Origin of the sequence: Rothia nasisuis, assembly GCF_928381405.1 — a bacterium.
GTDB lineage: Bacteria > Actinomycetota > Actinomycetes > Actinomycetales > Micrococcaceae > Rothia > Rothia nasisuis.
This window is the reverse complement of the sequence record NZ_CAKMSB010000003.1, coordinates 40,092-64,907: the sequence shown is the minus strand read 5'-3', so window position 1 is coordinate 64,907 and position 24,816 is coordinate 40,092. Positions and strand designations below refer to the sequence as shown.

The 24,816-nt window shown below is 59.2% G+C and carries 22 protein-coding genes; 13 read left to right on the top strand and 9 right to left on the bottom strand.

Annotated features, from left to right (window positions below; translation table 11 throughout):
• Positions 1-55 precede the first annotated feature (55 nt).
• A complete protein-coding gene (gene purB, locus L6966_RS03435) occupies positions 56-1,489 on the bottom strand; it encodes an adenylosuccinate lyase (RefSeq protein ID WP_237224992.1) in 1,434 nt (477 codons plus the stop codon).
• 281 nt (positions 1,490-1,770) lie between these two features.
• Here purB and L6966_RS03430 point away from each other — a divergent pair, with 281 nt between their 5' ends.
• The gene (locus L6966_RS03430) at positions 1,771-2,313 is read left to right on the top strand and encodes a hypothetical protein (protein WP_237224991.1); all 543 of its coding nucleotides are present in this window, start codon (positions 1,771-1,773) and stop codon (positions 2,311-2,313) included.
• A 2-nt stretch (positions 2,314-2,315) separates the two neighbouring features.
• Entirely contained in the window at positions 2,316-4,154 is a 1,839-nt protein-coding gene (locus tag L6966_RS03425; protein WP_237224990.1) for a lipase family protein, read from the top strand.
• On the opposite strand, the gene L6966_RS03420 is transcribed toward L6966_RS03425, so the two are convergent.
• Positions 4,115-5,245, bottom strand: coding sequence for a glutathione S-transferase family protein (locus L6966_RS03420; RefSeq protein WP_083090625.1), 1,131 nt, complete (start codon positions 5,243-5,245; stop codon positions 4,115-4,117). The genes L6966_RS03425 and L6966_RS03420 overlap by 40 nt on opposite strands.
• 74 nt (positions 5,246-5,319) lie before the next feature.
• A complete protein-coding gene (locus L6966_RS03415; RefSeq protein ID WP_237224989.1) occupies positions 5,320-5,943 on the bottom strand; it encodes a GNAT family N-acetyltransferase family protein in 624 nt (207 codons plus the stop codon).
• Positions 5,944-6,008: 65 nt separating this feature from the next.
• On the opposite strand from L6966_RS03415, the gene L6966_RS03410 reads away from it, so the two are divergent.
• On the top strand, positions 6,009-6,914 hold the full coding sequence (locus L6966_RS03410; protein ID WP_237232874.1) for a spermidine synthase: 906 nt from the start codon (positions 6,009-6,011) through the stop codon (positions 6,912-6,914).
• Positions 6,915-7,023: 109 nt separating this feature from the next.
• On the opposite strand, the gene L6966_RS03405 is transcribed toward L6966_RS03410, so the two are convergent.
• Positions 7,024-7,446, bottom strand: a complete 423-nt coding sequence (locus tag L6966_RS03405; protein WP_237232873.1) for a YchJ family protein — start codon at positions 7,444-7,446, stop codon at positions 7,024-7,026.
• Positions 7,447-7,582: 136 nt separating this feature from the next.
• Positions 7,583-9,058, bottom strand: coding sequence for an NCS2 family permease (locus tag L6966_RS03400; protein ID WP_237232872.1), 1,476 nt, complete (start codon positions 9,056-9,058; stop codon positions 7,583-7,585).
• Positions 9,059-9,290: 232 nt separating this feature from the next.
• Between L6966_RS03400 and L6966_RS03395 the strand changes: the two genes are divergently transcribed.
• The 10 genes from L6966_RS03395 to L6966_RS03350 all read left to right on the top strand — a co-directional run bounded on the left by L6966_RS03395 (position 9,291) and on the right by L6966_RS03350 (position 20,829).
• Positions 9,291-9,641 (top strand): DUF2218 domain-containing protein, encoded by a 351-nt coding sequence (locus L6966_RS03395; protein ID WP_083090620.1) that lies wholly within the window; start codon positions 9,291-9,293, stop codon positions 9,639-9,641.
• A gap of 52 nt (positions 9,642-9,693) precedes the next feature.
• Complete coding sequence (locus L6966_RS03390; RefSeq protein ID WP_083090619.1) at positions 9,694-10,449, top strand: Crp/Fnr family transcriptional regulator; 756 nt, start codon at positions 9,694-9,696, stop codon at positions 10,447-10,449.
• A gap of 97 nt (positions 10,450-10,546) precedes the next feature.
• The gene (locus L6966_RS03385) at positions 10,547-10,774 is read left to right on the top strand and encodes a heavy-metal-associated domain-containing protein (protein ID WP_083090618.1); all 228 of its coding nucleotides are present in this window, start codon (positions 10,547-10,549) and stop codon (positions 10,772-10,774) included.
• A 12-nt stretch (positions 10,775-10,786) separates the two neighbouring features.
• Positions 10,787-12,685, top strand: a complete 1,899-nt coding sequence (locus L6966_RS03380; RefSeq protein WP_237232871.1) for a heavy metal translocating P-type ATPase — start codon at positions 10,787-10,789, stop codon at positions 12,683-12,685.
• 145 nt (positions 12,686-12,830) lie between these two features.
• Complete coding sequence (locus L6966_RS03375; RefSeq protein ID WP_237232870.1) at positions 12,831-13,130, top strand: DUF6457 domain-containing protein; 300 nt, start codon at positions 12,831-12,833, stop codon at positions 13,128-13,130.
• The gene (gene fdhD, locus L6966_RS03370; RefSeq protein ID WP_237232869.1) at positions 13,123-14,001 is read left to right on the top strand and encodes a formate dehydrogenase accessory sulfurtransferase FdhD; all 879 of its coding nucleotides are present in this window, start codon (positions 13,123-13,125) and stop codon (positions 13,999-14,001) included. Before L6966_RS03375 ends, fdhD begins: the two co-directional genes overlap by 8 nt.
• Positions 14,002-14,043: 42 nt before the next feature.
• Positions 14,044-16,347, top strand: coding sequence for an FdhF/YdeP family oxidoreductase (locus L6966_RS03365; protein ID WP_083090614.1), 2,304 nt, complete (start codon positions 14,044-14,046; stop codon positions 16,345-16,347).
• A 346-nt stretch (positions 16,348-16,693) separates the two neighbouring features.
• Complete coding sequence (locus tag L6966_RS03360) at positions 16,694-17,896, top strand: hypothetical protein (RefSeq protein WP_237224981.1); 1,203 nt, start codon at positions 16,694-16,696, stop codon at positions 17,894-17,896.
• A 45-nt stretch (positions 17,897-17,941) separates the two neighbouring features.
• Positions 17,942-19,684, top strand: a complete 1,743-nt coding sequence (pelF, locus tag L6966_RS03355; RefSeq protein ID WP_237224980.1) for a GT4 family glycosyltransferase PelF — start codon at positions 17,942-17,944, stop codon at positions 19,682-19,684.
• A gap of 14 nt (positions 19,685-19,698) precedes the next feature.
• Positions 19,699-20,829, top strand: a complete 1,131-nt coding sequence (locus L6966_RS03350; protein WP_237224979.1) for a putative glycoside hydrolase — start codon at positions 19,699-19,701, stop codon at positions 20,827-20,829.
• An 87-nt stretch (positions 20,830-20,916) separates the two neighbouring features.
• Here L6966_RS03350 and L6966_RS03345 read toward each other — a convergent pair whose 3' ends face one another.
• From L6966_RS03345 to L6966_RS03330, 4 genes are all read right to left on the bottom strand, one after another.
• Positions 20,917-21,567 (bottom strand): response regulator transcription factor, encoded by a 651-nt coding sequence (locus L6966_RS03345; protein ID WP_083090610.1) that lies wholly within the window; start codon positions 21,565-21,567, stop codon positions 20,917-20,919.
• Between the two features lie 12 nt (positions 21,568-21,579).
• Complete coding sequence (locus L6966_RS03340) at positions 21,580-22,320, bottom strand: sensor histidine kinase (protein ID WP_237224978.1); 741 nt, start codon at positions 22,318-22,320, stop codon at positions 21,580-21,582.
• A 1,242-nt stretch (positions 22,321-23,562) separates the two neighbouring features.
• On the bottom strand, positions 23,563-23,874 hold the full coding sequence (locus L6966_RS03335) for a hypothetical protein (protein ID WP_237224977.1): 312 nt from the start codon (positions 23,872-23,874) through the stop codon (positions 23,563-23,565).
• Positions 23,874-24,656, bottom strand: coding sequence for a hypothetical protein (locus tag L6966_RS03330; RefSeq protein ID WP_237224976.1), 783 nt, complete (start codon positions 24,654-24,656; stop codon positions 23,874-23,876). Before L6966_RS03330 ends, L6966_RS03335 begins: the two co-directional genes overlap by 1 nt.
• Positions 24,657-24,816: the final 160 nt, after the last annotated feature.

Here is a 24,816-nt window from a genome sequence, read left to right as displayed (position 1 = left end):
GTCAAGTCTTACTCCGAGTCGGCGGAGCTGGCCTGACCGTGACCCCGGTGGCTGATTACCGTGTCACATGGTCGAGCAGCTGCGGAGCCAGGCCGATGTAGGTAGCCGGGGTGAGCTCAGAGAGCCGGGCTTCGGCGTCCTTACTCAGGCCGAGCTCAGCGACGAATTCCTTGAGGCGGGCGGCGTCCACGCGGTGGCCGCGAGTCAGCTCCTTAAGGCGCTCGTAGGGGTCCTCCATGCCGGGAGTGCCTGCGATTGCCTCGGCACGCATGACCATCTGGATAGCCTCGGCCAGCACCTCCCAGTTGTCGTTGAGATCTTCGGCGATGACGTCGGTGGCGATGTCCAGACGCTCCAGGCCCTTGACCACGTTCGAAATAGCCAGCACGGAGTGACCGAAGGCCACACCGATGTTGCGCTGGGAGGAGGAGTCGGTCAGGTCGCGCTGCCAGCGGGACTGCACCAGGGTTGAGCCCAGGGCGTTGAGCAGGGCGTTAGAAATTTCAAGGTTGGCTTCGGCATTCTCGAAGCGGATGGGGTTGACCTTGTGCGGCATGGTTGAGGAGCCGGTCGCGCCCGCAACGGGAATCTGGCGGAAGAAGCGGATGGAGATGTAGCTCCACACGTCGGTGCAGAGATTGTGCAGCACCTGGTTGAAGTGGGCGATGGAGGAGTAGAGCTCTGCCTGCCAGTCGTGGTTTTCAATCTGGGTGGTCAGGGGGTTCCAGTCCAGGCCCAGGCCGGTGACGAACTCTTCAGAAATCTTCTGCCAGTCGGCGGTGGGCACAGAGACCACGTGGGCGGAGTAGGTGCCGGTTGCACCGTTGATCTTGCCCAGGAATTCAGCCTTTTCAACGTGCTTGATCTGGCGGTTCAGGCGGTAGGCGAAGACAGCTAGTTCCTTACCCAGGGTGGAGGGGGTGGCGGGCTGGCCGTGGGTGCGAGAAAGCATGGGCACGTCGCGGGCCTCTTCGGCCAGCTTCATGATCTGCTCAACCAGGCCGCGGGCGGCGGGCAGCCAGACGTTGGTGACGGCGTCCTTGATGCCCAGGGCGTAGGAGAGGTTGTTGATGTCTTCGCTGGTGCAGCCGAAGTGGACCAGGGGCTTGAGGTGGCCTAGGCCCAGGGGTTCAAGGCGGCGGGCAATGAAGTATTCTACGGCCTTTACGTCGTGCACGGTGACGGCTTCAATTTCTGCCAGTTCGGCGGCAGATTCTTCGGTGAAGTCGGTGACGATGGCGCGCAGACCGGCATGCTGGTCGTCGGTGAGGGGAGCCAGGCCGGGCAGGACCCGATGGTCACAGAGGTAGATGAACCATTCAACTTCAACGTGGATGCGGTCGCGGTTGAGGGCGGCTTCTGAGAGGTAGTCGACCAGGGGCTCGGTGGCGGCCTTGTAGCGGCCGTCGAGGGCGCCGAGGGCAAGGCCTGCGCCAGTAAGGGAGTGGCGGCCAGAGGGCAGGGTGGTGCAGTTTTCGCGATGAGACATGACTCTAGTTTCTCACGGGTGAGTGGGGGAGCGCATGTTTTGAGCCTGCGTGTGCGGTGGCTCCCCGCGCCCTTGCAGGCCGCAAATGCTGACGTCAAGGGGTGTGGACGAGCTCCGTCATAGTGCGTCACGGCTGCACCAAATCCTGGGTTGCCGGGGAGTGCGCGAGCGTGACGGTGCGCTGTGCCTTATCCACAGGGTGCCCGCGAGCGGCTGAGCAGGGTCGGCGAGGGCTAGAGTGTGGGCAAGTGCTGATTGGTTGTGCTGTTGAGGAGGTAGTGATGCCGTCGGTTCATGAACTGGTTGCAGCTGCGGGGCGCGCAGGCTGGGGGAGCGAAGGCGCGGCAGCTGCGAGCGCGGAAGCTATGGCGCTAGCTGCCCGGATTCGGGAGTGGTCTGATGCGGTAGCTTCTCAGGTGCGTGTACAGGCTGAGCAGGTGGTGAGTGCTTCGCGGGATGCCTGGGTTGCGGGTCAGGTGGATTGGTCATCGCAGGCGGGGCAAGCCTTTGGTCGTGCTTTGAGTGTGGAGCGGGAGGCCGGTGCTCTGCTGGGTAGGGAGCTTGAGGACGCTGCGGGCCAGGTGCGTGTGGCCGGTGAGGTGGTTGCCGCCCAGGTGGAAGTACTGGCTGCTGCTATTGGGGCGGCGGGTGCTGCGGTGGATGCGGTGCTGGTAGGCATGGGGTCGCTTGATGTGGAGCTGGACGATTTTGTGGTTTATGCCGAGCGGGCGGGGCTACCTCAGGCTCACGCGCAGCTCACTGCGGTGATGTCTGACCCGTTGATGGGTAGGGTGGCTGCTGCTCTGGCTGAGGTGGGGCGGTAGCGGTGCACGGTGTTTCTTCTCTTGACGGTGGTGGTGCTGGCTTTAATATTTCGGTCGAGCTGGAGCAGTTGGGCCCGTTGGCTGATGCCTTGCAGGGGGTGGCTGACCGGTATGAGGATCTGGTGGGGCCGCTGGGTAGCCTGACGGCTCAGGTGGCCCTGCTGGCTCCCCTGGACAGTTCGGGGGCTGGCGCGGGTGCCCTGGCTACCCTGGGCGCTGGCACTGTTGCTCTCTATGCTCTGGTTGAGGGTGTGAGTCGCCTGGCGGGTCGGGTGAGGCTCTCTGCCCGGGCTTATGAGCAGGCTGAGCGGTTCGCTGTGGAGGCGTTGAGCGCCTACGCGGCGGCTGAGCGTTCAGGCTCCGCTGCTGCCCGTCAGGTGGGCTCTGTTTTTGGTTATCGGGTAGGAACACTGAAAATCAGGGTGGTGCACGGGGCTCAAGCGGTTGTTACCGCTACCGAGAAGGGGTATCTGCTGTTCCGCCAGACCCGCCTGGGGCATGAATTTTTCAACTGTGTGACGGGTGTGGCTGCCAGGAAGGCGCGTCAAGCCGGTATGAATGGTCGCCTGCGGTCGTCAAAAGACATGACTGGTGTGCTCATGGGGCCTGGTTCTGAGCGGGGGTACATGATGGCTCCTCCCACGACTGCGCAGGCGATTACCGAGATGTTTGAGCAGGCGCAAGCGATTGAAGAGGCCGGCGATGCTCACATGGAGGCTCAGGGGCACCAGCACGAGAGCGACCACGTTACGGTTCAGACCTATGTGCATGAGCACACCGGTGAGGTCTCCTACCTCGTCATTGTGCCGGGGACTGATGGTGAGATGAGCTGGCGTGAGCAGTATGATGGTGGCGTCAACAACTGGGTTGGCACGGTGCTTATGGCCGAGGCTCTCAAGGAGCCCAATTTAGCTCCTGAGGAGTACCCCGCCCTGATGACGCTAGTTCAAGAGGCTATGGACGACGCTGGAATCCCTGAGGGGGCGAAGGTGAATTTTGCGGGGTTCAGCCAGGGCGGTATGGCCGCCATGGCTATGGCTAATAACGGTTCTGTTGCCAGTAGGTACAGGGTGGGTTCGGTGATTACCATGGGCACGCCGGTGCACGGGGTGAGGGCCCGTGACGGGGTCAAACACGTTGATCTCACCTACCAGGGGGATCCTGTTGCTCACCTTTTGGGTGATGATCCTGACTACCGGCCTCACCACTCTCACGTTTTACGCACCAGGCCAGAGGGGGTGGGCGCGCACGGTGCTAGCGACTACCGGAAGATGGCTGAGATTGACCCGGGGGCACAGCAGACCATTCAGGAGCTGGAGGAGGTTTTTAGTGGCTATCAGTGGCAGAGCACGAACGTTACGTCAGGTTCTACTCATCTTCCCACCGTCACTGATACTGAGCAGGAGCAGATGATGCTTCTGGGCACTGCCAATCTGGTGCACGCCACTGCGCAGGAAGCGGGTGCGGGGAGCCGCCACCTTTCCAGTGAAGATATTAATCCCTCAGATATTTACCAAGATATTGATCACGCCATGCGGCAGTTTGACGCCAACGCCATGAGACCTGCAGATCAGTGGTTGGACGAGCAGCTCCGCAGGGTGGAAATCGGCGGGGTTCAGCTCCACAACCCTACCTTTGAGGGTTTCACGGTGGGTGAGCCAGCTCTTCTGCCGCCCGAGGATCCCAGTATTCGGGTCTACCACCCTGACCTGCAACAGCACGTTCGCAACATGTCAGACCTAGCCGGGCTGGGAGGTCTGGTCAGTGATGAGGCTATCGACCAGGGTGTCACAGAAGCGGTTCACTTCTTCGCACCTGAGGATTCTGTACCTGCCGGGTAGAGCGGGCTGTGGCCGGAGGCCACCCGCTCGGCCTCCCGCACGGGGGCAGGGGCGGTGGCACCGGCGTCCGTGTTGAAGGGGGAGCCCCCCAGAGCCTCGCGGCCGTGCGGGGTCAGCCAGCCCGAGAGGTCAGGGCCAGCAGGAACAAGCTGGGTGGGGTTGATGTCCTCGTGAACGATGTAGTAGTGCTCCTTGATTTGCTGGAAGTCCACGGTGTCGCCAAAGCCGGGTGTCTGGAAAAGGTCACGGGCGTAGCCCCACAGGTTGGGCATGGAGGCCAGGGTCTGGCGGTTGCACTTAAAGTGGCTGTAATAGACCGCGTCGAAGCGTACCAGGGTGGTGAAGAGGCGCACATCGGCTTCAGTGATGTGGTCCCCCATGAGGTAGCGGCGGGTAGCCAGGCGCTCCTCAACCCAGTCGAGGGCATCCCAGAGACGCTTGTAGGCGTCCTCGTAGGCCTTGTGAGAACCAGCAAAACCGCAGCGGTAGACCCCGTTGTTGATTTCGGTGTAGATACGCCTCATCACATCGCGCATCTCGTCCTCAAGCTCAGCGGGCCACAGGTCGGGGGAGCCCTCACGCTGGTAGGCTGTCCACTCCTTCGAGAAGTCCTCGGTGATTTGAGGGAAGTTGTTGGTCACCACGGCGCCGGTCTCAATATCAACGATGGCCGGTACGGTGATACCGCGCGGGTAGTCGGGAAAGCGGGTGAGGTAGGCCTGCTGCAGACGTTCAATGCCGAGCACAGGATCCCTACCGTCTTCGTCCAGATCGAAGGTCCAAGAACGGGCATCATGGGTGGGGCCGGGCATACCGGCTGAGATAGCATCTTCGAGCCCCAGCAGACGGCGCACAATCAGGGTACGGTTGGCCCAGGGGCAGGCGCGGGCTGCAACCAGGTGGTAGGCGCCGGGCTTGACCTGCCAGAGGCGGTGCTCCGGGGCGGTCACTGCGGTGGCTGCCGGATTCGCGACGATGCGGTCCTCGATATAGGCGGTGTCGCGGTTGTATTCTTCACCGGCGTGCACATAGGAGCCACGCGTGGAGTGGTCTTCTGCGCTACCTGCCGGGGCTTTGGTGGAGGTGCTCATATACCCACCATCCCAGAAAATACTTTCAAAGTAAAATATCTTGTGGCGGTGGACGGGTGTTAGTATCTGGCTCCTTAAAGAGTGAGCCCGCGATACATACGGGCCGTCCGGGCAGAACCCCAGGCCCCACCGCAGTCGACAGGGCACCCCTCGTCCTCAAAGCCCCGGCGTCGGTAAAACTCGACCGCCCGACCGTTCCCCACGATGTACCACAGATAGGCAGGCTCATCTGGGTAAAGAACAGCGTCAAAGAGGGCAGCGCCTAACCCCGTCCCATGAGTCGAGGCAAGGGTATAAAGATGGGTGAGCTCCCGGGTGCCTTCATCAACCGGGGGCAGGCCGATGCCAAGCTCCCAAGCCAAAGGGCCGGGGCGGGAAAGCGAAAATCCGACCGGGGCCCCCCAATCAATCACCCCGCCGACGGCACACGATAGGCCACCGGTGGGCGTCCACGCCGGGTTCTCGTAGGCAAAAAAGGCTCGTGCGCCGGGAGCGGCGATATTCTCGGCAAACTCTTCGAGCCAGCCCTCTCGGTTAGCAGCCTGCCGGGCACCGAACTCCGGGTCTACAAGCCCGTTATAGGTTTCCGCCAGGCACCGCAACTGTAGGTCAACATACTTCTCGGCGTCTTCAGCGCCCACCGGCGCCAACACATACCGGCCATCAGCCACAAAACCCACGGGCGCGCGTCCTTTCACTCACAATGACTGCTTTCTCACTCTAGCAAGCCCCGCTGGGCCCACTCACCCACTAGGCTAGAGGGGTGGCACAGCGCAGACGAACCCCCAAAAAGCAGGTAGAAGCCCCCGTAGCCCTCACCGAAGGCACCTACCCCATCGACACCGGCATCGCCGAGCTGATTGAGGACGATTACACTCCCGGTGGTTGGGTGCTCGAAATCAACGGCATGGAATCCTCCCACATCGTGCTCGATCAGCCCCGTGAACTTGACTTCGAATATATGCGCTGGCTGGCCACCGTCATTGAGTCCTTCGTTGATACCCACCTGGACCCCGCACACCTCCGCATCACCCACCTAGGCGGCGGGGCCTGCTCCATGGGCCGATACCTGGCCGACGTCTACCCGGCCTCCCACAATACCGTCGTTGAACTTGACGGCAAACTCGCCGCCTACGTGCGCGAATGGTTCGACCTGCCCAAGGCCCCCACCCTCAAGATCAGGGTCGGCGAAGCCCGCGCCGTCACCGAAGGTTTTGCCCCGGCCTCCCGCGACATCATCATCCGCGACGTCTTTGCCGGCTACATCACCCCGGAACCACTGACCACCCTCGAATTTACCCAGCTGGCCGAGCGCTCGCTGACCCCGGGCGGGCTCTACATCATCAACTGCGGCGACGACCGCTCCCTGGCCGGGGCTCGCGCTGAGGCTGCCGCTATCGCGCAGGTCTTTGAACATACCTGCATCGTGGCAGACCCGGCCATGCTCAAGGGGAGGCGCAAGGGCAACGTCATCATTGCCGGGTCAAACGCGCCCCTGCCGGTGGCGGGTGATCTGGCAGCCGCCGCAATCACTAAGCGCCTGCTAGGTGGCGGTGTGCCTGCCCAATACAAGGACGACGCCTGGGTGCGCGACTTTACTCGTTCGGCTACCCCGCGTCGCGACGCCCAACCAGAGGTTGACCTGGCCCAACTTCGCGCCGGTCAGTAATATTCAGCTTCGCGCTGGTCAATAAAGTAATCGCCCTATCCTCTCTCTTGGCCCCGAGATAATCTCTGGGGCCATGAGAAAAGGGATAGGGCGAAGAAGTCTGCCGGGGTTAGCTGACCTCACCATCAACGTAGTACCAGGCCCCGCCGTCCTTGGTGAAGCGGGAGACCTCGGTCTGCACCCCGCGCACCCGCTCGTCCTCGGGTGTGCCCGGCACTGACCGGTAGTAGGCGGCAAACTCTACGCCACCGCTGGTATCGAAGGGGCCACCTGCCGTACTGAGAATGTCGAGGCGGTACCAGCGCAGGCTGGAGTCAAGATCTAAGGACGCAGGCCGGGTGCTGGGGTGCCAGCTGGCCAGTAGGTAACCGGGCAGGCCTACTGCAAAGGCACTGAAGCGGGAGCGCATGAGGGCCTCGGGCGTGGGCGCTGTCAGGTCGCCGGTCTGAGCAAAACGGGTGTGGTAGCGGCCGCAACAGGCGCCATAGGTTTCGCCGGTACCGCAGGGGCAGCGGGTATCGGGTTCGAGCATGGTTACTACTCTAACGGGTAAATATAAACCCCGCTCTTTCGCTCCTTTCTACGGTGCTAATTACCGTAGAAAGGAGAGAAAGAGCGGGGGCAGATGTTGGTGGATGCCTGGCTCGGCCTCCTAGAGCGCTTGAGGGCTAGGCATGCATCCAGCCCTCAATCACGCCCATGCCGAAGAAGACCAGGAAGGCAGCCGAGACGATGTACATAATCGGGTGCACCTCCTTGCCGCGGCCCTGCACCAGGCGGATGAAGGTGAAAGCGATGAAGCCGGCACCGATACCGTCGGCAATGGAGTAGGTGAAGGGCATCATGATGATGGTGAGGAAGGCGGGAATACCCAGGCCCCAGTCGGTCCAGTCGATGTGAACGGCCTGGCGGACCATCAGGAAGCCCACGACGACCAGGGCGGGAGCAACAGCCTCGAAGGGCACTATCGACACCAGCGGTGAGATGAAGACGGCCAGCAGGAAGAGTGCGCCGGTGACCACGTTGGCGAAGCCGGTGCGGGCACCTTCACCGATGCCGGTGGCTGATTCCACGAAGATCTGATGGGCTGAGGACGAGGAGCCACCACCGAGTACGGAACCGGCGGCGTCGATGAGTAGCACCCTATCGATGTTCTCAATCTTGCCGTCTTCGTCGATGGTGCCAGCTTCGGAGGCCAACCCGACCGAGGTGCCCATGACGTCGAAGAAGACTGCAAGCAGAATCGCGAACATGAGCATGGTGGCACCCAGGGTGCCCAGGGAAGAGGCGGAGAAAGCGCCGACCATGTCAACAGACCCCAGCAGGGAAAGGTCGGGGTGACCGATCCACTGGGCGGGGATGCCGGGAATCATGAGGGACCAGCCGGTAGGGGAATCCATGGACGAGCCCGAAGGCCAGACGTTTTCTAGTACAACTGCCAGAACGGTGGAGGCAATCACACCGATCAGAATCGCACCGCGCACATTGCGAATAAAGAGGGCGATGGTGAGGAAGAGGCCGAAGAGGAAGACGAAGATGGGCCAGCCCTGCAAGTGGCCGCCCGCGCCGAAAGAGACGGGCACGGTGGTGCCGGCAGCATCGGGCATACGGCGGACGATACCAGCGTTGACCAGGCCAATGAGTGAGATGAAGAGACCGATGCCCACGACGATGGCGGTTTTGAGGGACTCGGGCACGGCCTCAAAAACGGCGCGGCGGAAGCCGGTGAGCACCAGAATAGCCATGACGATACCGGCCCACACCACCAGGCCCATGATTTGGGGCCAGGTCAGGTTGGGGGTGGTGGCGATGGTGGAGGCCAGCAGGGCGTTGACGCCCAGGCCCGCCGCCATGGCGAAGGGCTGACGGGCCCAAATGCCCATGCCGATGGTCAGAACACCCGCCACCAGTGCGGTTGCCGCTGCAACGCGTTCAACGCCGAGGGCGTTACCTGCGCCGTCGAGGCCCAGGCCCAGGATAAGGGGGTTAAGAACCACGATATAGGCCATGGCGAAGAAGGTCGCTAGGCCACCGCGGACTTCGGTGGAGAGGGTGGAGCCGCGTTCGGTGATTTTGAAATAGCGGTCAAGGGCGCTGGTGGGTGCGGGTGCGGGTTTGTGAGCCGCGGTGTTCTCAGAAGACATTCGTGAAAATCCGTAGATACTCGTGTGGGTGTGTGGCCCAGATCATGAAAGTGCGCCGCCCTGTGGATGGCGGCGCTGATGTACCCGTCCAGTCTACGCCGGGGGAGTGGGCGCTGACGAGAGGGAGGGGTGTGACGCCAGGCAAGAGAATCACCAGGTGGCGTAATTCTGGCGCGACCCAGCCGCATACCATAAAATATTAGGTGACCCTAACCTAGAAGAAAGGTCTGCCGTGTCTGACTCTGCGTATCCCGCTCTTGAAACCCTGACTGCCCGTTCGCGTGCCCTTGTTGCCACCGACCGTCCTGCCCGCTATGCCAAACAATTAGCGAGCCACTTTGGCCATAAGATTCTGGCTGAAGAAATTGCGGACGGTCACCGCCTCACTTTTAATCGCGATGGCAACTTTGGTGGCTACGCAGATATTCTGGTGCAACCCCTTGACGGCGCTGACCGCCTGATTTTGCACGTCTATGCTGAGGACGCCGAGAAGCGCGAGCGCCTGGAGCAGGTAGTGGGTGGCCATCTGGAGCGCTTTGGTGAGAAGGACGGCCTGGTTGTCACTTTTACCCCCGGTGACTAGACCCGGTAGCGGCTCAGCCTGCCCCGTGAATACTGAGGCGTAGAGTAGAGGTATGACAGATAACCCCTGCACCCATCACCGCCATGATTCTCGTGGTCAGGCCGGGGCTCATCACTGCTCGCAGGCAACCCGCTTGCAGGCTCTTACCCGCTCACCGCTGACCGGGCACCTGCCCGAGGCTGACCTGCTAGAGCTGAGCCACCGACTCAAGGCCCGCGCCTGGGGCCCCGGTGAAACAGTGCTGCGAGCCGGGGATGCCGCCGAGGGCTCCTACATTGTGATGGCTGGCTTGGCCAAGATCGTGCACGATACCGCAGATGGTCGCAGTCTCACCCTTGATCTTGCCGCCCCCGGCGACGTGCTGGGCCCTGTGCACTCGGGCCCGGGCGTCCTCACCGACTCTGTGCTGGCCCTTGAGCCCCTGTGTGCCCTCTACCTGCCGGCCACTGAGCTTGCAGACCTGGTGCAGGAACATCCCGCCCTGGCCGTGCAGATCCTCAACCTCCAACAGGAACGCCTGGCCCGGGTGCGGCACAATGAAATCGCTCAGGCCACCCTGCCGGTGACGCAGCGGGTTGCTGACGTCCTGTTGCACCTGAATACCAAGCTGGGGGCTACCCGCGCTGACGGTGTGCGCGTCCTGACCGCTGACGTGAGCCGCGCTGATATAGCCGGTATGGCAGGTACTACCGTGGAGTCGGCTTCTCGAGTGATGGCAGCGTGGAAGAAGCAGGGGCTCATTGATTCAGGACGCCGGTGGGTGGCCCTGCTGGACGTGGCGGCCCTGGCCCGGGTAGCGGAGAACTAATTTTTGCTTAATTGACGGGAGTCAATGTTCTTGCCTCCCCGAACTTCTAATCTGAAAGTACCTCGACAGAGGTAGCAAACAGAAAGGAAGTTTAGCCATGTCAGACACTCGTTCCATTACTCTCCGTTCCGATGAATTCTCTTGCCCCTCCTGTGTCAAGAAGATTGAGAATAAGCTGGGAGGTTTGCCCGGGGTTGAGAACGCCGTAGTCAAGTTCTCCTCGGGTCGTATTCTGGTTGACTATGACGCTGCGCAGGTGACCGTCCCTCAGCTTGTTGATGCTGTGGCTGAGGTGGGCTACACCGCCCGCCCTTCGAGTATTTAGGGGAGGGTGGCCATGAAACACCTTAGGATGTGGGGCTCGGCCCTGGGGGCTGCTGCTCTTATTATGACTGCCTGGGTTACCGGGTATGAGTTCTTCATGGTCGTAGCAAGCGTGGTGGCCGGCTGGCAGATTGCCGGTTCGGCCATCGCCGCGCTGCGGGTGAAGATGATTTCTATTGACCTGCTGGTAGTGATTGCGGCGGTGGGCGCTGTTGTCATTCATAACTATTGGGAGGCTGCAGCTGTTACCTTCCTCTTTGCTGTGGGTAAGGCCTTAGAGCGCACGACCATGGCTAAGACCCGGCAGGCTCTGAGTGATTTGGTGGAGGCAGCTCCTGAGACTGCCCGCCGCATCCGCCTGCAAGAAGGTGGCGAGGTTGAAACTGAGACGGTTGAACTGTGGCAGCTGAGCCCCGGGGACACCGTGCTGGTGCGCTCTGGCGAGCAGGTTCCGGTGGACGGCGAAGTCACCGGGGGCCACGGTGCCGTGGCTGAAGCCACGATTACCGGGGAGTCTGTGCCAGCTGAAAAGTCGGTGGGGGCTCAGGTTTTTGCCGGCACCTGGCTGCGCTCAGGTAGCCTGCAGGTTGAGGCCCGCGGGATCGGTGGTGATTCTATGCTGGCCACTATCATCCGCCGGGTTGAGGATGCCCAGGACGACCGCGCTAAAACCCAGACTTTCCTTGAGAAATTTTCCCAGTACTACACCCCTGCCGTGATGATCGGGGCCTTGCTTGCCGGCGTCCTGACCCGCAATGTTGAGCTGGCGCTGACCATTCTTGTGATTGCCTGCCCCGGTGCCCTGGTGATTTCTATTCCGGTCTCGGTGGTAGCCGGTATTGGTCGATCAGCTAAAGACGGGGTGCTGATTAAGGGTGGTGAATACCTGGAGCGTACCGCTGCGGTTGACACTTTAGTGGTTGATAAGACCGGTACGCTGACCCACGGCACCCCGGAGCTCACCGATGTGCTGGCTCTTGATACCGGGTATAGCGAGGAGCAGGTACTGGCTTTAGCCGCTGCCGCTGAGAGCGCTGCCCACCACCCGCTGGCTGATGCGGTGGTGCGCGGGGCGCAGGAGCGCGGGGTGCCGGTTGTGCTGCCTCAGCAGGCTGAGGCGGTGGTCGGACGCGGCGTGCTCGCCCGGGTGCCTACTCAGGTGCCTGACGCTCGGGTGCCTGATACGAGGTCGGCCGGTACTAGCCGGGCTGCCCTGGCTGCTGAGGTGCCCACGGTGCAGGTGGCGGTGGGCTCGGCCCAGCTGCTTGAGACCGGGGCTGACGAGGCCCTGCTACGAGATTTTCAGGTGCAGGGGAAGACTGCCATGTTTGTGGGTGTGAACGGGCAGGCGGTTGGTCTGGTTGCTGTTGCCGATACGGTACGGCCCGAGGCTAAGGCCGCCATTGATGAGCTGCACCGCCGCGGCATTAAGGTGGTTATGGCGACCGGGGATGCTGAGCCCGTTGCCCGCTCTGTGGGGCAGCAGTTGGGGCTGGACGACGTCCGCGCGGCTATGCTGCCCGAGGGCAAGTTGGAGCTGGTTCGGGAGCTACAGGCCGCTGGCCGCACGGTGGCTATGGTGGGGGATGGGGTGAATGATACTCCCGCCCTGGCGGTTGCTGATGTGGGGGTTGCTATGGGCGCTGCCGGCTCACCCGCGGCCCTTGAAACAGCGGATTTGGCGCTCATGTCTGACCGCTTAGACCGCCTGCCCTATGCCCTGGGCCTGGCCAAGAGCACGGTGCGCACCATGAAGGTTAATATCGCCCTTGCCCTGTTGACTGTGGCTTTGCTGGTGGCCGGTGTCTTCTTCGGCGGGGTGACCATGGCAATTGGCATGTTGGTGCACGAGGCTTCGGTCTTGCTGGTCATTGCTATAGCCATGTTGCTGCTTCGGCCGCGCCGCCTGTAAAGGTTTCTACTCCCTGTGTATTGAGTCCCTGAGCCCTGCACGCTGGTGCAGGGCTCATGCTGGTGAGAGCGGGATTGGGGTGAGTTTGCTGGGCGTGGGGTGTATGTTTATTACTGAAACTAGACCGCTGCACTGTTGGAGCGTTATGACTGAAAAAAGCCCTCACGACCTCGAGCTTGCCCGCCAATTCTTGGCGCAGCTGGCGGATCGTCTGAATCTGGATCCCGCCCTCATCGGGCAGACCATGCCCCATCTTCTGGGTATGACCAAGCATGTGGCGCACGGGGTGGTGCGCCCCGCGGCCCCCTTGGCTGCTTTCCTGGTGGGGTACGCTGCCGGTCAGGCTCCGGGGCAGGACGCTGATGAGCAGGTGGAGGGCGTCCGCGCAGCTTTGGAGCAGGTCGAGATTCTCATTGATGAGTATAAAGAGCGGGCCGATGGGTAGGCTCAACCGTACCGCCCCGGCCACCCGCTATGTGCTGAAAGATGACGGCACTTTTTTGGTAGATCGGAGGGCTGATGCCCTGACCGCCGAGGAGCCCCTCGAAATTAGACTGGATGGGCAGACCGTCACCACCACCATGCGTACTCCAGGGCACGATATTGAGCTGGCCCACGGCTTCCTACACGCTGAGGGGCTGATCAAGAGCGCGGCAGAAATCAGCACCGCCCGCTACTGCGCTGGGGCCACCGGGCCCGATGGTGCTAACACCTACAATGTGCTTGATGTGAGCCGCACAGCCCCCGAAAATCCCCAGCCCTCTTCGTCAGGCAGCGTCCTGCCCCTCTTTGAGAAGGCCGCACCCCTGCGCCTGACCGTGACCAACTCGGCCTGCGGGGTGTGCGGATCGGCCTCCATTGACTCCATCATGGGTAAGGCCACCCGCCCTATTCCACCCACTGCGCTTACACCCGAGCAGGTGCTAGAACTCCCTCTCCGCCTGCGCGAACATCAGGTGATCTTCAAGAAAACCGGCGGCATTCACGCCGCTGCCGTCTTCGATCCACACGGTGAGCTACTGGTTGCCCGCGAAGACATCGGCCGCCACAACGCCGTTGATAAGGTGGTGGGCCACCTGCTCATGAACGGCAGGCTAGAACCTCCTGCCCCCGGTCTACCGGGTAGGACGCTGGTGGTCAGCTCGCGGGCGTCCTTTGAGCTGGTGCAAAAGGCAGTGATGGCGGGTTTTGCGGCGCTGGTTGCCGTGTCGGCGCCGTCTTCACTGGCCGTTGACCTGGCTCAAGAGTCGGGCTTGACTCTCATTGCCTTTGCCCGCGAGAACCGCTTTAACCTTTACTCCGGGTCATTGGATTAAACGCACAGGTAACACAGGCCACATCGCGCTAAACTGGGGTGTATGAGCACGGTAAGCAAGCACGAAGACGTCCCTGTTGTTAGCCGCGTGAGCGAAGAAGCTACAGCTTTTGACCACCCCAAGGTTGGGCACCGCACCAAGGTCGCCGCTGGCCCTGGCGGTGTACTGCACGCTATGGCCCACGCCATTCCGGCCCGCGGCCTGCTCCCCCTCATTAAGATGAACCAGCCCGGTGGCGTGGACTGCCCAGGCTGCGCCTGGCCCGAACCCCACCAGAAAGATATGAACGTGGTGGAGTTCTGCGAAAACGGTGCCAAGGCCATCGCCGAAGAGACCACTCCCGACCGGGCCGATGTTGACTTCTGGGCTCGCTACTCGGTGACTGAGCTGCGAGATAAGACCGATTTTTGGCTGGGCAAGCAGGGTCGTATTACCCAGCCCCTGCTCTACGACCGCTCCAGCGGCGACGACCACTACCGTCCCGTCACCTGGGAGCGTGCCTTTGAGCTGGTTGCCGAGCAGCTGCAGAAAACCGACCCGACAAAGGCCGTTTTCTACACCTCGGGCCGCGCCTCCAACGAGGCAGCCTACGCCTTCCAGCTACTAGCCCGCCGCCTGGGCTCCAATAACCTGCCCGACTGCGGCAACCTCTGCCACGAGTCCACCGGCGTCGCCCTCAAAGAGGTCGCTGGCCTGGGCAAGGGCTCAATCACCATGAGCGACCTCGAAACCACCGACCTGCTCATCTCGGTGGGGCAGAACCCCGGCACCAACCACCCGCGCTCGCTGACCAGCTTCAAGAAGATGAAGGAAAACGGCGGCAAGATGGTGGTGCTCAACCCCATGCCCGAAACAGGCCTGATGGCCTTCCGCGAGCCCCAGTCGCCGCTGGGCATGATTGTGCCCGAGAAATTGGCGGACGAGTACCTGCAGGTGAGGCTGGACGGTGACCGCGCTTTCTTCCAGCAGCTCAACAAAGAGCTGATTCGGCGCGACGCCATTGATCACGTGTTCATTGAGAAATTTACGGACGGCTTTGAGGCCCTGCGCGAGCACCTTTTGGGTCTGGATGATGCTGAGCTGGAACGCGGCTCTGGCATCTCTGCTGCCCAGGTTGCGCGGGTTGCCGACCTGGTGGAGGCTTCTGAAAACGCTATTGTCTCCTGGACCCTGGGTGTCACCCAGCACCGCGAGTCGGTGGGCACCTTGCGGGAGATGATGAACTTCCTCTTTCTCACCGGTAACATGGGCAAGCCCGGGGCTGGTTCTGCGCCTTTCCGTGGCCACTCCAACGTGCAGGGCAACCGCACCGTGGGTATCTGGGAGAAAATGCCCGAGTCCTTCCTGGCTGCCCTTGAAGATTACTTCGGCTTTCCCGTGCCCCGCGAGCACGGCCTAGACACCGTGGACGCCTTGCGTCAGATGCGAGATGGTAAGAACCAGTTCTTCATGTCCTTGGGCGGCAACCTGGTGCGCGTCGCTTCAGATACCACCGCCTGCGAGAAGGCCATGAGCAGCCAGGAAATGACCGTGCACCTCTCGACCAAGCCCAACGGCTCGCACGCCTACCCCGGCGAGAAGGCCCTGATTCTGCCCGTCCTGGCCCGTACCGACCGCGATGTGCAGGCGTCCGGCCCGCAGAAAATCACGGTGGAGAACTCCTTCGGTATTGTCTCTGCTTCTATCGGCAAGCGTACCGCTAACGACGACCTGGATCTCAGGTCAGAGGTAGATATCATCTGCTCGGTGGGCCGTGAAACCTTTGGTGATGGTTTTTGGCAGCCCATGATCGATGACTACGGCGTAATCCGCGATGCCATTGAGGGCACAATCCCCGGGTTTGAGCGCTACAACGAGCGTATTGAGAAGCCCGGTGGCTTCTACCTGCCCAACGGCCCGCGCGAACGCGTCTTCAACACCGACACTGGCAAGGCTCGGCTGACGGTCAATGAGACCAAGGTACTTGAGGCTCCCGAGGGGCATCTGCTGCTGTCGACGGTGCGTTCGCACGACCAGTTCAACTCCACGATTTACGGGCTGGACGACCGTTACCGGGGTGTGCGAGGGGGCCGCCGCGTGGTCTTTATGCACAGGGACGACATCGTTGCTCTGGGCCTTGAGGACGGCTCCCTGGTGGATATTGTCTCGGTCTGGGAGGACGGTGAGCGCCGTGCTCCTAACTTCCGTGTGGTTGAGTATGACCACGCCCGCGGCTGCTGCACTGTCTACCTGCCCGAGGGTAATGTGCTGGTGCCGCTGGATTCTGCGGCTAAGCGTTCGAACACCCCGGTCTATAAGTCGGTGCTGGTGCGCCTGGAGCCGTTGGGCAGGGTAGCCGAGGTGTGAATAACAGGATAAGCCCCCCGCCTCACCGGAGGTGCAGGGCTTCTGTTGTTCCCCTTGTGTGGGGTGGATTTAGGGGCTGGGCGGGTGGTTGTGCTTGTCAGCACCGCATTGCGATTTCCGTGGGCTGTTCAGTGGTTGTTTACCAAAATCTGTAGTCATTTATGCCGTGATTTGCGCTTACTCTGCTTCTGAGGTGTTTTCTAGCAGGTTGGGGCAGTATTCTGAGGGGTCGTGGAGTAGAGCTCTGCGCGAGATATGTTTGCATCATCAGAAAGATCAGGTTTTGTCTACGCCCCTCCATTCAGGGACCCAGAAGTCCGTATATCGGTACAAAAGAGCACGCTTTTTGTATCAGTTCATGCTCTATCTTTCCCCTCTCATCCTGCTGACGACCATCTTTCCCCTGGTGACGCCTCGAATGGCCCACATCATGGTCGGTGGTGTGCAACTACCCCAAATCATCCTGGCAGTCGCCATCACGGTGCCCTGGATGTCTCAGAGCGTTTGTCTGCCGGTGTACCGGGCGATGGAGGATCTGCTGGGCGAGCGTGATATGGACGCCTGTATGCGCCGGTTCGCTGAATACTGGGTTACTACCAGCATCGCCGTGCTCCCCTCTCTTCTGCTCTTTTCCCTACCCTTTTTCTTTGCCTTCCACTGGAGCTTAACCACGCTTTTTGCCTTCTTGGTGCTGGGCTTTTTGAATGTGATTTTTAGCCAGTTGCTGGTGATTGCTAATCTGCCTACAGATAGTCGCAACACCTGGGCTTTTGCCTGGATTGCCTATGCGCTGGCTCTTCTGATTTTCCCAACGGTTTGGTTCCTACCCCCGCTCATGGGTATTGCTGTCATGCTCTTTGTGTTGCGCGGCCATCTGCGTTACCTGGTTGCTTTCAAACACCTCGACTACCATGTGGTCGTCCGGGAAATGCTGCGCGGTTTCTTACTGGGCGCCGTTTTATGGGCTGATAAGTATATTCTCTTCATCACGCTTGGCGGCACCATGAACGTTGTTGCGGTGTACATGGGCCTTGTGCCCGCCGTGATTGCCTACAACTATTTCTTTGCTGCTGAGGCCGCCAAGGTAGACCGCGCGGTGGGAAACCTGCGCACCGTCATTCAGACCATGGGCTACCAGCAGGTAGAGCGCTATTCTCAGAAGGTTGAAAAGCGGGTGGTTAATTCGATCCGTCAGACGCTCACGGTTGCCGGTGTCAGCTCGGTCATCGTTGCTGCGCTGATGTTCCTGTTTTCGTCTGAGTCTTTCACGCTGACCCTGATCGTCATTGTTTCCTCGTGGCTTTTCTTGGCTGTGACGGTGTTCTGCTACCAGATTGACTACCTGGGGTCTCACACTGTTCCGCAACTTATTGGTCTGGGGCACCTGTTTCTGTGCGTGCTCGCCTTCCAGCTTTTTCCAGGCCTCCACGCGTATTTTGCAATTGTGGCGGGAGAGATACTGCTTGTTGCGGTGAGCTATGTGGCCTTCCGCCGCACCTGGAAGACACCCGCCTACGACCTGTTTTGGCGTCACGCTGTGGCCTGGTAGGCCCTTCCTCATGCACTGTTCATTTTTACTGTTGAGAGAACCACGATGACTGAGAATATCTACAAAGGCCTGTTAATGCCCGAGCCGGGGCCTAAACACACTGACTCTAACTACCCTGACGTTGACGTAGCGCTCGTCATGGAATCCACCTACCCCTTCTTAAAGGGCGGGCTATCAGCTGTGGTGCACGACATTATCACCGCTAACCCTGATATTACCTTTGGGATTATCCACATCAGCTGGGATTCAGACTCTCCCAGCAAAGACCTCTACGGTATGCCCGAGAACGTGTTGTGGGTGAAGATGGTATATCTCAGTCTGGACGAACATCGAGACGGGTTTACCTTGCCCACCCGCGAGCTAAAAATGAATTCCCAGCAACGAGTAGCTGCCTGCAACCAGATAATCGACGCTCTCCTGGCCCTAGCGCAGGAGGCTGACCCCAACCCGCTCTGGGCTGTCTACGACCGTATGTTCTCTGAAAAGAGCAGGCAGTTCCCCGGCTGGGCCTTGCTGGGGACTAAGGAGTTTATGCAGGTGTTTTTCACCCGCATGCCTCTCCAGGGTATGAGTTTCTCTGATGCCTTCTGGCTGGTGCGCACCTTCTTCTCGCTGGCCTATGCCCTCCTGCACGAGCGTATGCCCTACGCTCGGGTGTATCACGCACACACTACGGGGTACGCCTCGCTTATTGGTGCGGCGGCAGCGCGGGATAACGGCACCAGTTTCTTCTTAACCGAACACAACCTCTATGTGCGAGATACGGTAAACACCCTGCTAGAGCGCAACATGTCATTGCCCGTGGCTGTGGGTGACGAGGACGCCTTCGACCTCACCCCCGAGCAACGTGCCTGGGTCAGCTGGTGGATTCAGCTGGGCCGTCTTTGCTACCCCAGCGCCGATCTGATTACCTACCTCTACCCCAAAGCTATCGAAGAGGCCAGGGGCCTACACGGTCTACCTGAACGCTCAGCCATCCTACCCAACGGTATGCTCATCTCTGATGTGAATGAGGCATACGCGCTACGCCGTGCCGCCCGCCAGCAGATTGAGCTACAGGGGAAAAACCACCACTGGAAGTTCGTTTTCATCGCCCGCGTGGTCCCCATTAAGGGCCTGCTCGACCTGATCGACACGGTGGGTCTGCTCAAAGATCAGGGGTATAGCCTGCACGTTGACTGCCTGGGGCCGACCGAGCACCTGCCCAGATATTACGAGCAGTGCCGCGAGGCGATTGCAGCTAAAGGTCTTGAAGATTACATCACCTTTCACGGTACGGTGAATGTGCGCGAGAAGCTGGGAGAATTCGATGCGTTGGTGATGCCCAGCTACAACGAGGGGCAGCCGATTGTGGCCTTGGAAGCCATGAGCGCGTCTATTCCCGTCATCGGGTCAAACGTGGGCGGCATGTCTCAGCTCATTGATGACGCGCTGGTTACCGACGACGGTGAGGTGATTGAGCGCTGCGGTATTCTCACCCGGGCGGGGGACCCCGAAGGGTTCGCTCGGGCGCTACAGCGCATCATGGATAACCCTGCCTTCTACGAACAGCTCTGCGTTAATGCTCGTGAACGAGTTGTTAAGTTCTTCCAGCTGCATACCGTGATGGATCGTTACAACATGATTTACCGGGAACTAGGCAAGATGGAGACCAAACCTGAACACCGGGGTGTACCCATTGACGGGGTGCGCAGTATTCCCTCGGACGAGCGGGAACAGCAAATTTCCCTCTTGGAGCGAGGCCCGGAGGGGCAACTGGCCCCTCAACGTTCAACCGTTAGCTCGTAACCGGAGGTAAGTAGATGAGTCAGGGCTTGTGGGTACGCTACGGTGGGGAACCCATTACGGAAGCACAGATTGAGTTTGCCGCCAGACACTACACCGTTGCTCTTTTGCAGCCGCAGCATGCCTGGGCCGCTACCCGACTTAAGGCTCTGAACCCCGCCATTACTGTGCTTTGCTACAAGTGCCTCTCGTCAACTCGTAGCTATGAGACGGTAGGCCCCTTCACATCTGGGGTTTCTTATGCTGAAGCCCAGCAGGCGGAACAGGCTGGGGAGCAGTGGTTTGCCCGCCGTTTAGACGGTCAGCTCATCGAGTGGACTGGCTACCCGGGGCATTACCAGATGCAGGTTTGGTCCCCGGCCTACCGTAAGCGTTGGGTTGAGAACGTCACCGCTGAGCTTGCCGCCTCGCCCTTTGACGGAGTGATGGCAGATAATGACACCTACGGCGACTACTATGGCCTGAACCTGCCCATTCAGGGGGCGCACAGCATGAGCCAGGTGCACCAGGGGCTGGATGCCTTAATCGCAGAGGCAGGTGAGGCGCTGAATGCTCGGGATAAGCTACTGGTGCCCAACATAGCCGAATCTCGTATGGACCCCGGAAAATGGGAGCGCCACAGCGCCTATGGCGGCGGCTTTGAAGAGGTCTTTTTAGGCTGGTCAGTCACCGATTTCTTGGATCAGCCTTCTGCCCTTGCCCAGGTGGAGCAGATGATGGGCCACCACAGCCCGGTAGCCCTGGGGCAGCCCCGCCCCGCAGGGGTCCGGCGTCCTCGGCTTACCCTGCTGCGGGCAGCCAGTGATGGGCGGGACGCGCACCCCAATTTTCTGGCAGCCCTGGCGGCCTTCTGGGTTTTTGGGGCAGGGCACTGGTCTGCTTTGAGCGCCGGCGACCATGACGCCCACAATGGGACCCCCTGGCGTGAGGAGCTGGGCTGGGATTTGGGCTTCCCACAGGGTGATGCAGTGCAGCTGAGCGGAGCCTGGGTGCGCAGTTTTAGTGGGGGCTGGGCCGCGGTCAACCTGAGTGATCACGCTTCTGGAGCTTTAGCTGTGCCAGTTGGGCTCTTGTCTGCTGCCGGGGTGGCGGCACCGACCACGCTGGTTCTACCCGCCCACAGCGGCGTCCTTTATCGTTTCGGCTAGGTGGCGCCTACCTGTCTCGTGTCTAGGTAACTGAAGACTTTGTGAGGAGCCCCTTGCGGGGTTGTTTACCGCGTTTTGCCTGGTTCCCTAACCGAGTACCGGGAAGTTGTGGTGCCCGGCGTGTACCAGGAGCTGGGTGCGGGTGGTGACGCCCATCTTTTTGTAGACCTGTGAGAGCGTGTTTTTGACGGTTGAGAGTGAGTAGTTCAGTTCCTGCGCGATTTCCTGGTTGGTGTGCCCTAGGCAGACGAGTTTGGTAATGGCCTGCTCTGTGGTGTTGAGTTCGCTCCAGGGGTCGCCCTGGGGTGGCTGGGTGAGGTTCATGGAGATGACCAGGCTGGCGAGGGCCCGCCGGTCGATGATGGCCCGCCCTTCAACCGCTGCTGTGACTGCTTGTTTGATTTCTTTGGCGCGGGAGTTTTTGAGTAGGTAGCCGTGGACGCCTGTGGCGAGGGCTTGGCTGACGTAGCTGTAGCTATCGAAGGTGGTGACGGCGATGATTTTGGTGTCTGGGTGGGTTGCCAGGATCTGCTGGGTGGCTTCTATGCCGTCCATGACGGGCATGTTGAGGTCCATGAGGAAGACGTCGGGGCGTAGGGTGTTGGCGATAGTGATGGCTTCTTGCCCGTTGCGTCCTGTGGCGATGAGGTTGAGGTCGGGGTCGTTGTTGATGTAGAGGCTAAGGAGTTCGTTGAAGTCGGGATCGTCTTCGATGAGGGCTACGGTGGGTTGGTGCATGGTGGGTGCTTTCTAGGCGGTGGCGAGGGGTAGGTGAACGGTGAGGTTCCAGGTTGTGTCTGTTACTCCGTAGTGCATGGTTCCGCCGAGGGCGCGGATGCGCTCACCTATGCCGACGAGCCCGTAGCCGGTGCCCCGGGTGCGTTTTTTGGGGTTGCTGGGTGCGGCGGGGTTGGAGGTGGTGACGGTGACGCCGGTGAGGTTGGGTTTGGCGGTGACGGTGATGGTGCACCCTGGTTGGGCGTATTTTTTGGCGTTGTGGCAGATTTCTTGGATGAGTTTGTGGAAGGTGGGGCGCACGCCGTCGGGTAGGTCTGCTTCGGTGATGGTGATGTTTTCGTTCAGGGTGAAGCCGTGGTCGGTGAGGTCTTTGCGGGCTTGGGTTAGGGTTTGGGTGAGGTTGATGGTGGGTGCGGACGTCTGGGGTAGGGCTGTGGGGTCGGTGTCGCCTCGGGTGGTGCGGATGAGCAAGCGCATGTCTGTGAGGGCTTTGTGGCTGTGTTCTTCGATGGTGTGCAGGGCGGCGTCTTTGCCGCTGGGGTCGGTTGCGTCGAGTCCTTGGCCGGTGGTGAGGCCGATGACGCTGATGTGCCGGGCTACGGTGTCGTGGAGTTCGCGGGCTAGGGCGCGGTTGGATTCAGCTACCTGTTCTTTGTAGTCGGCGTATTCCTGAGCCAGGATCTTTTTCTGCTCCCAGGAGATTCGTAGTGCTAGGGGAACAAAAAATAGAAGAACACAGAAGGCTAATGACACGATGAGCCAGCTGAGAAAATCTTGATTTACAAACCCGCTGAAGAAAAATAAAAGTACGCTAATCCCTAATAAAATAAGCTGCCTTGAGCTAGCTAGAAAAACTGTTAGAGGAACCCCAAAAAATATTCCTAGATAGAAGAAACTATCATCAGGAATATGAATGGTGCTGACTAAGAGTCCTGCGCAGAAGATATAGGGGGTGAGGGTTCTCTTCGCGTAGAGAGTGTAAAGCAGGAGGGTAAGAAGTAGTAGAGACCCCAGGCTATAGGGACGGTCTGCTCCAGAAAGATGGGGTACCTGTAGAAAGTCGCCAAGGGTCACCAGAACGGTTACGAAGAGTAAGGTAAGGCGCAGCTTCCCTGTTGGCTTTATGGCAGGGAAGCTGCGGGCGATTTCGAGGTGGTTCATGTGAGTCTCTATTTTTTACAAAGTCGTAGAACCTCAAGCACGTGGGGGCATGTCCAGTACAGGACGGCAGGACTGGCTAAAGATGCTTGGTGGTTGCTATTGAAATCTGACAGGGGAGTTACGGGTGAAGGTAAGGAAGCTAGTGTAATCAGTAGTGATATTATAGCTAATTTCATCTGAATTCTCTTCGTTATTGACAGTATTCTATGATGTAGAAATACATGGTTCTTGAATAAAGTTCAAGAACCATGAGCGAAGTCAGTACTTAAGTACTAACTTCGCTTGGCGGGACTCTCTCAACAGAAGTGTTTAACTCTCTGAAGCTTATTCATAAGCAGTTCTGCAGGCTCACGCTCGATGGAGCCCAGCGGCTTCGCCTATTCCGTCGTCAGCCTTTCTTTCCTCGCGCGCTCGGAAGCTGCCGACTCCATCCGAGCCTGCGAGGAAAATAATCTGCGGGCTTCAATGAAGCTTATTCATAAGGGGTTCCGCAGGCTCACGCTCGCTGCCGACCCTCTCGTCTGGTTCGCTTCGCTCACGAGGCGATTCACGCCAGCCGTCGAGCCAGCAGCTTCGCTGTGAACCTGCTTCACCTACCCTTATGAATAAGCCTCAATGGGCACAAGCCCAACCCTCTGGCCTGGTTCGCTCCTAACTCGCATGATTGCCAGATGTCTTTTTCGCTTCGCGAAAAATCGTTGCTTATCCAGGCGGTTGGCGTCCCGCTTGACGGCGGATTCCGTTCGCTCTTGTGTGCTCGCACCCGCTCATTTCATCCGAGCCAGCAGCTTTGCTGCGAGCCTGGGTTGCCTGATTACTTTTGAATAAGCCTCATTATGGGGAGCCCTCATCGTAGAGGTGACTTCTATTTGCCACTTGCAATCTCCATATAGAAAATGATGCAACTACAACAAGGACAATGTTTATAGTGTATATCAATTCATTAAATAATACACCAAATATAAGCAGAATGCTGGCAATTGCAATATATCCAATGCCCTCTTTTTTAGGGCAAAGAAATGCCCCAGTGCAAGCTGTTGCCAAAGAGAGAACTAAAATATTCGCAGTTGAAGATTCAACACCTCCACCCAAGAAAATAATGGCAACGTAGGAAATAATCGAAATGAGAATTATATAAAATTTCATTAACACCTTCCCGAGAGTGGGACCCCATGGGGTCCAAAGTATCGGATTAGCAGACAGTTTCCACCTGATAGGGCGTAGTTTGCTATTGCAGAAACCCCACCACATGGAATTGTGGCAGCAGGATGTGGAATTAAACTGCAAAGCGATGCGCCAAGTGCAACCTTTCTTGTTTCCTCAGGGCTCAGTACATACTCCCAGTAGGAGGTGTACGGCCAGAAGCTCAGCTTTCCAGAACGAACATATGGATCTGCATAAATTGTATAATCACTCTCATGCGAGTTGATGACTTGCACCAATTCACTGCCTTGAATTTCGAAATGGGTTCCAATCTCTTTTCCTATGGAGTCTTCCGCCCAAGCTGGATCAATAATATATTCAGGCTCTCCGTATAGATCATTCGAAACCAGGACAGTGCCACCCTCAATTTGTCGCAAGTGCATGCCAGGGAAGTTGACTCGAATTTCGGAATCTGCCCGATGGTTTTCATTGATTACGCCAACTATTTGAAAGCCATCAGTCCTTTCGATGGAAAGAATCTCAGTTACAGATTGGTCTGTTGTTTTATTTTCAACAAGGCCTTCCTTGGTATCTAGTTCAATAGATTCACTCGGAGAAAGCCTGCTGATTGACTCTATGTCACCGGGTGATTTAGTGTTTTCTTCTACAGCTTCAAGGACACTCTTTTCGGTGATTGGCTCTTGAGGCGTAGATGCAAAGCTAATGGGGGTGAAAGCTAGAGATGCGGAAATAATCCCACTTAAAATTATTTTTCGAAACCTCATAACTTTTTTCCTTTCTTGGATGGCAATAAATATGGAGTTTTGGATGTATCTTTTAGGTAGCTCCTGATGACCTTGAACCTAAATGGATGTGCCCTGTGGATACTTCACAAGGAGAAAGCCTATAAAATTGAGACCCAGGAGGGGTGTCCAGGCTGATATA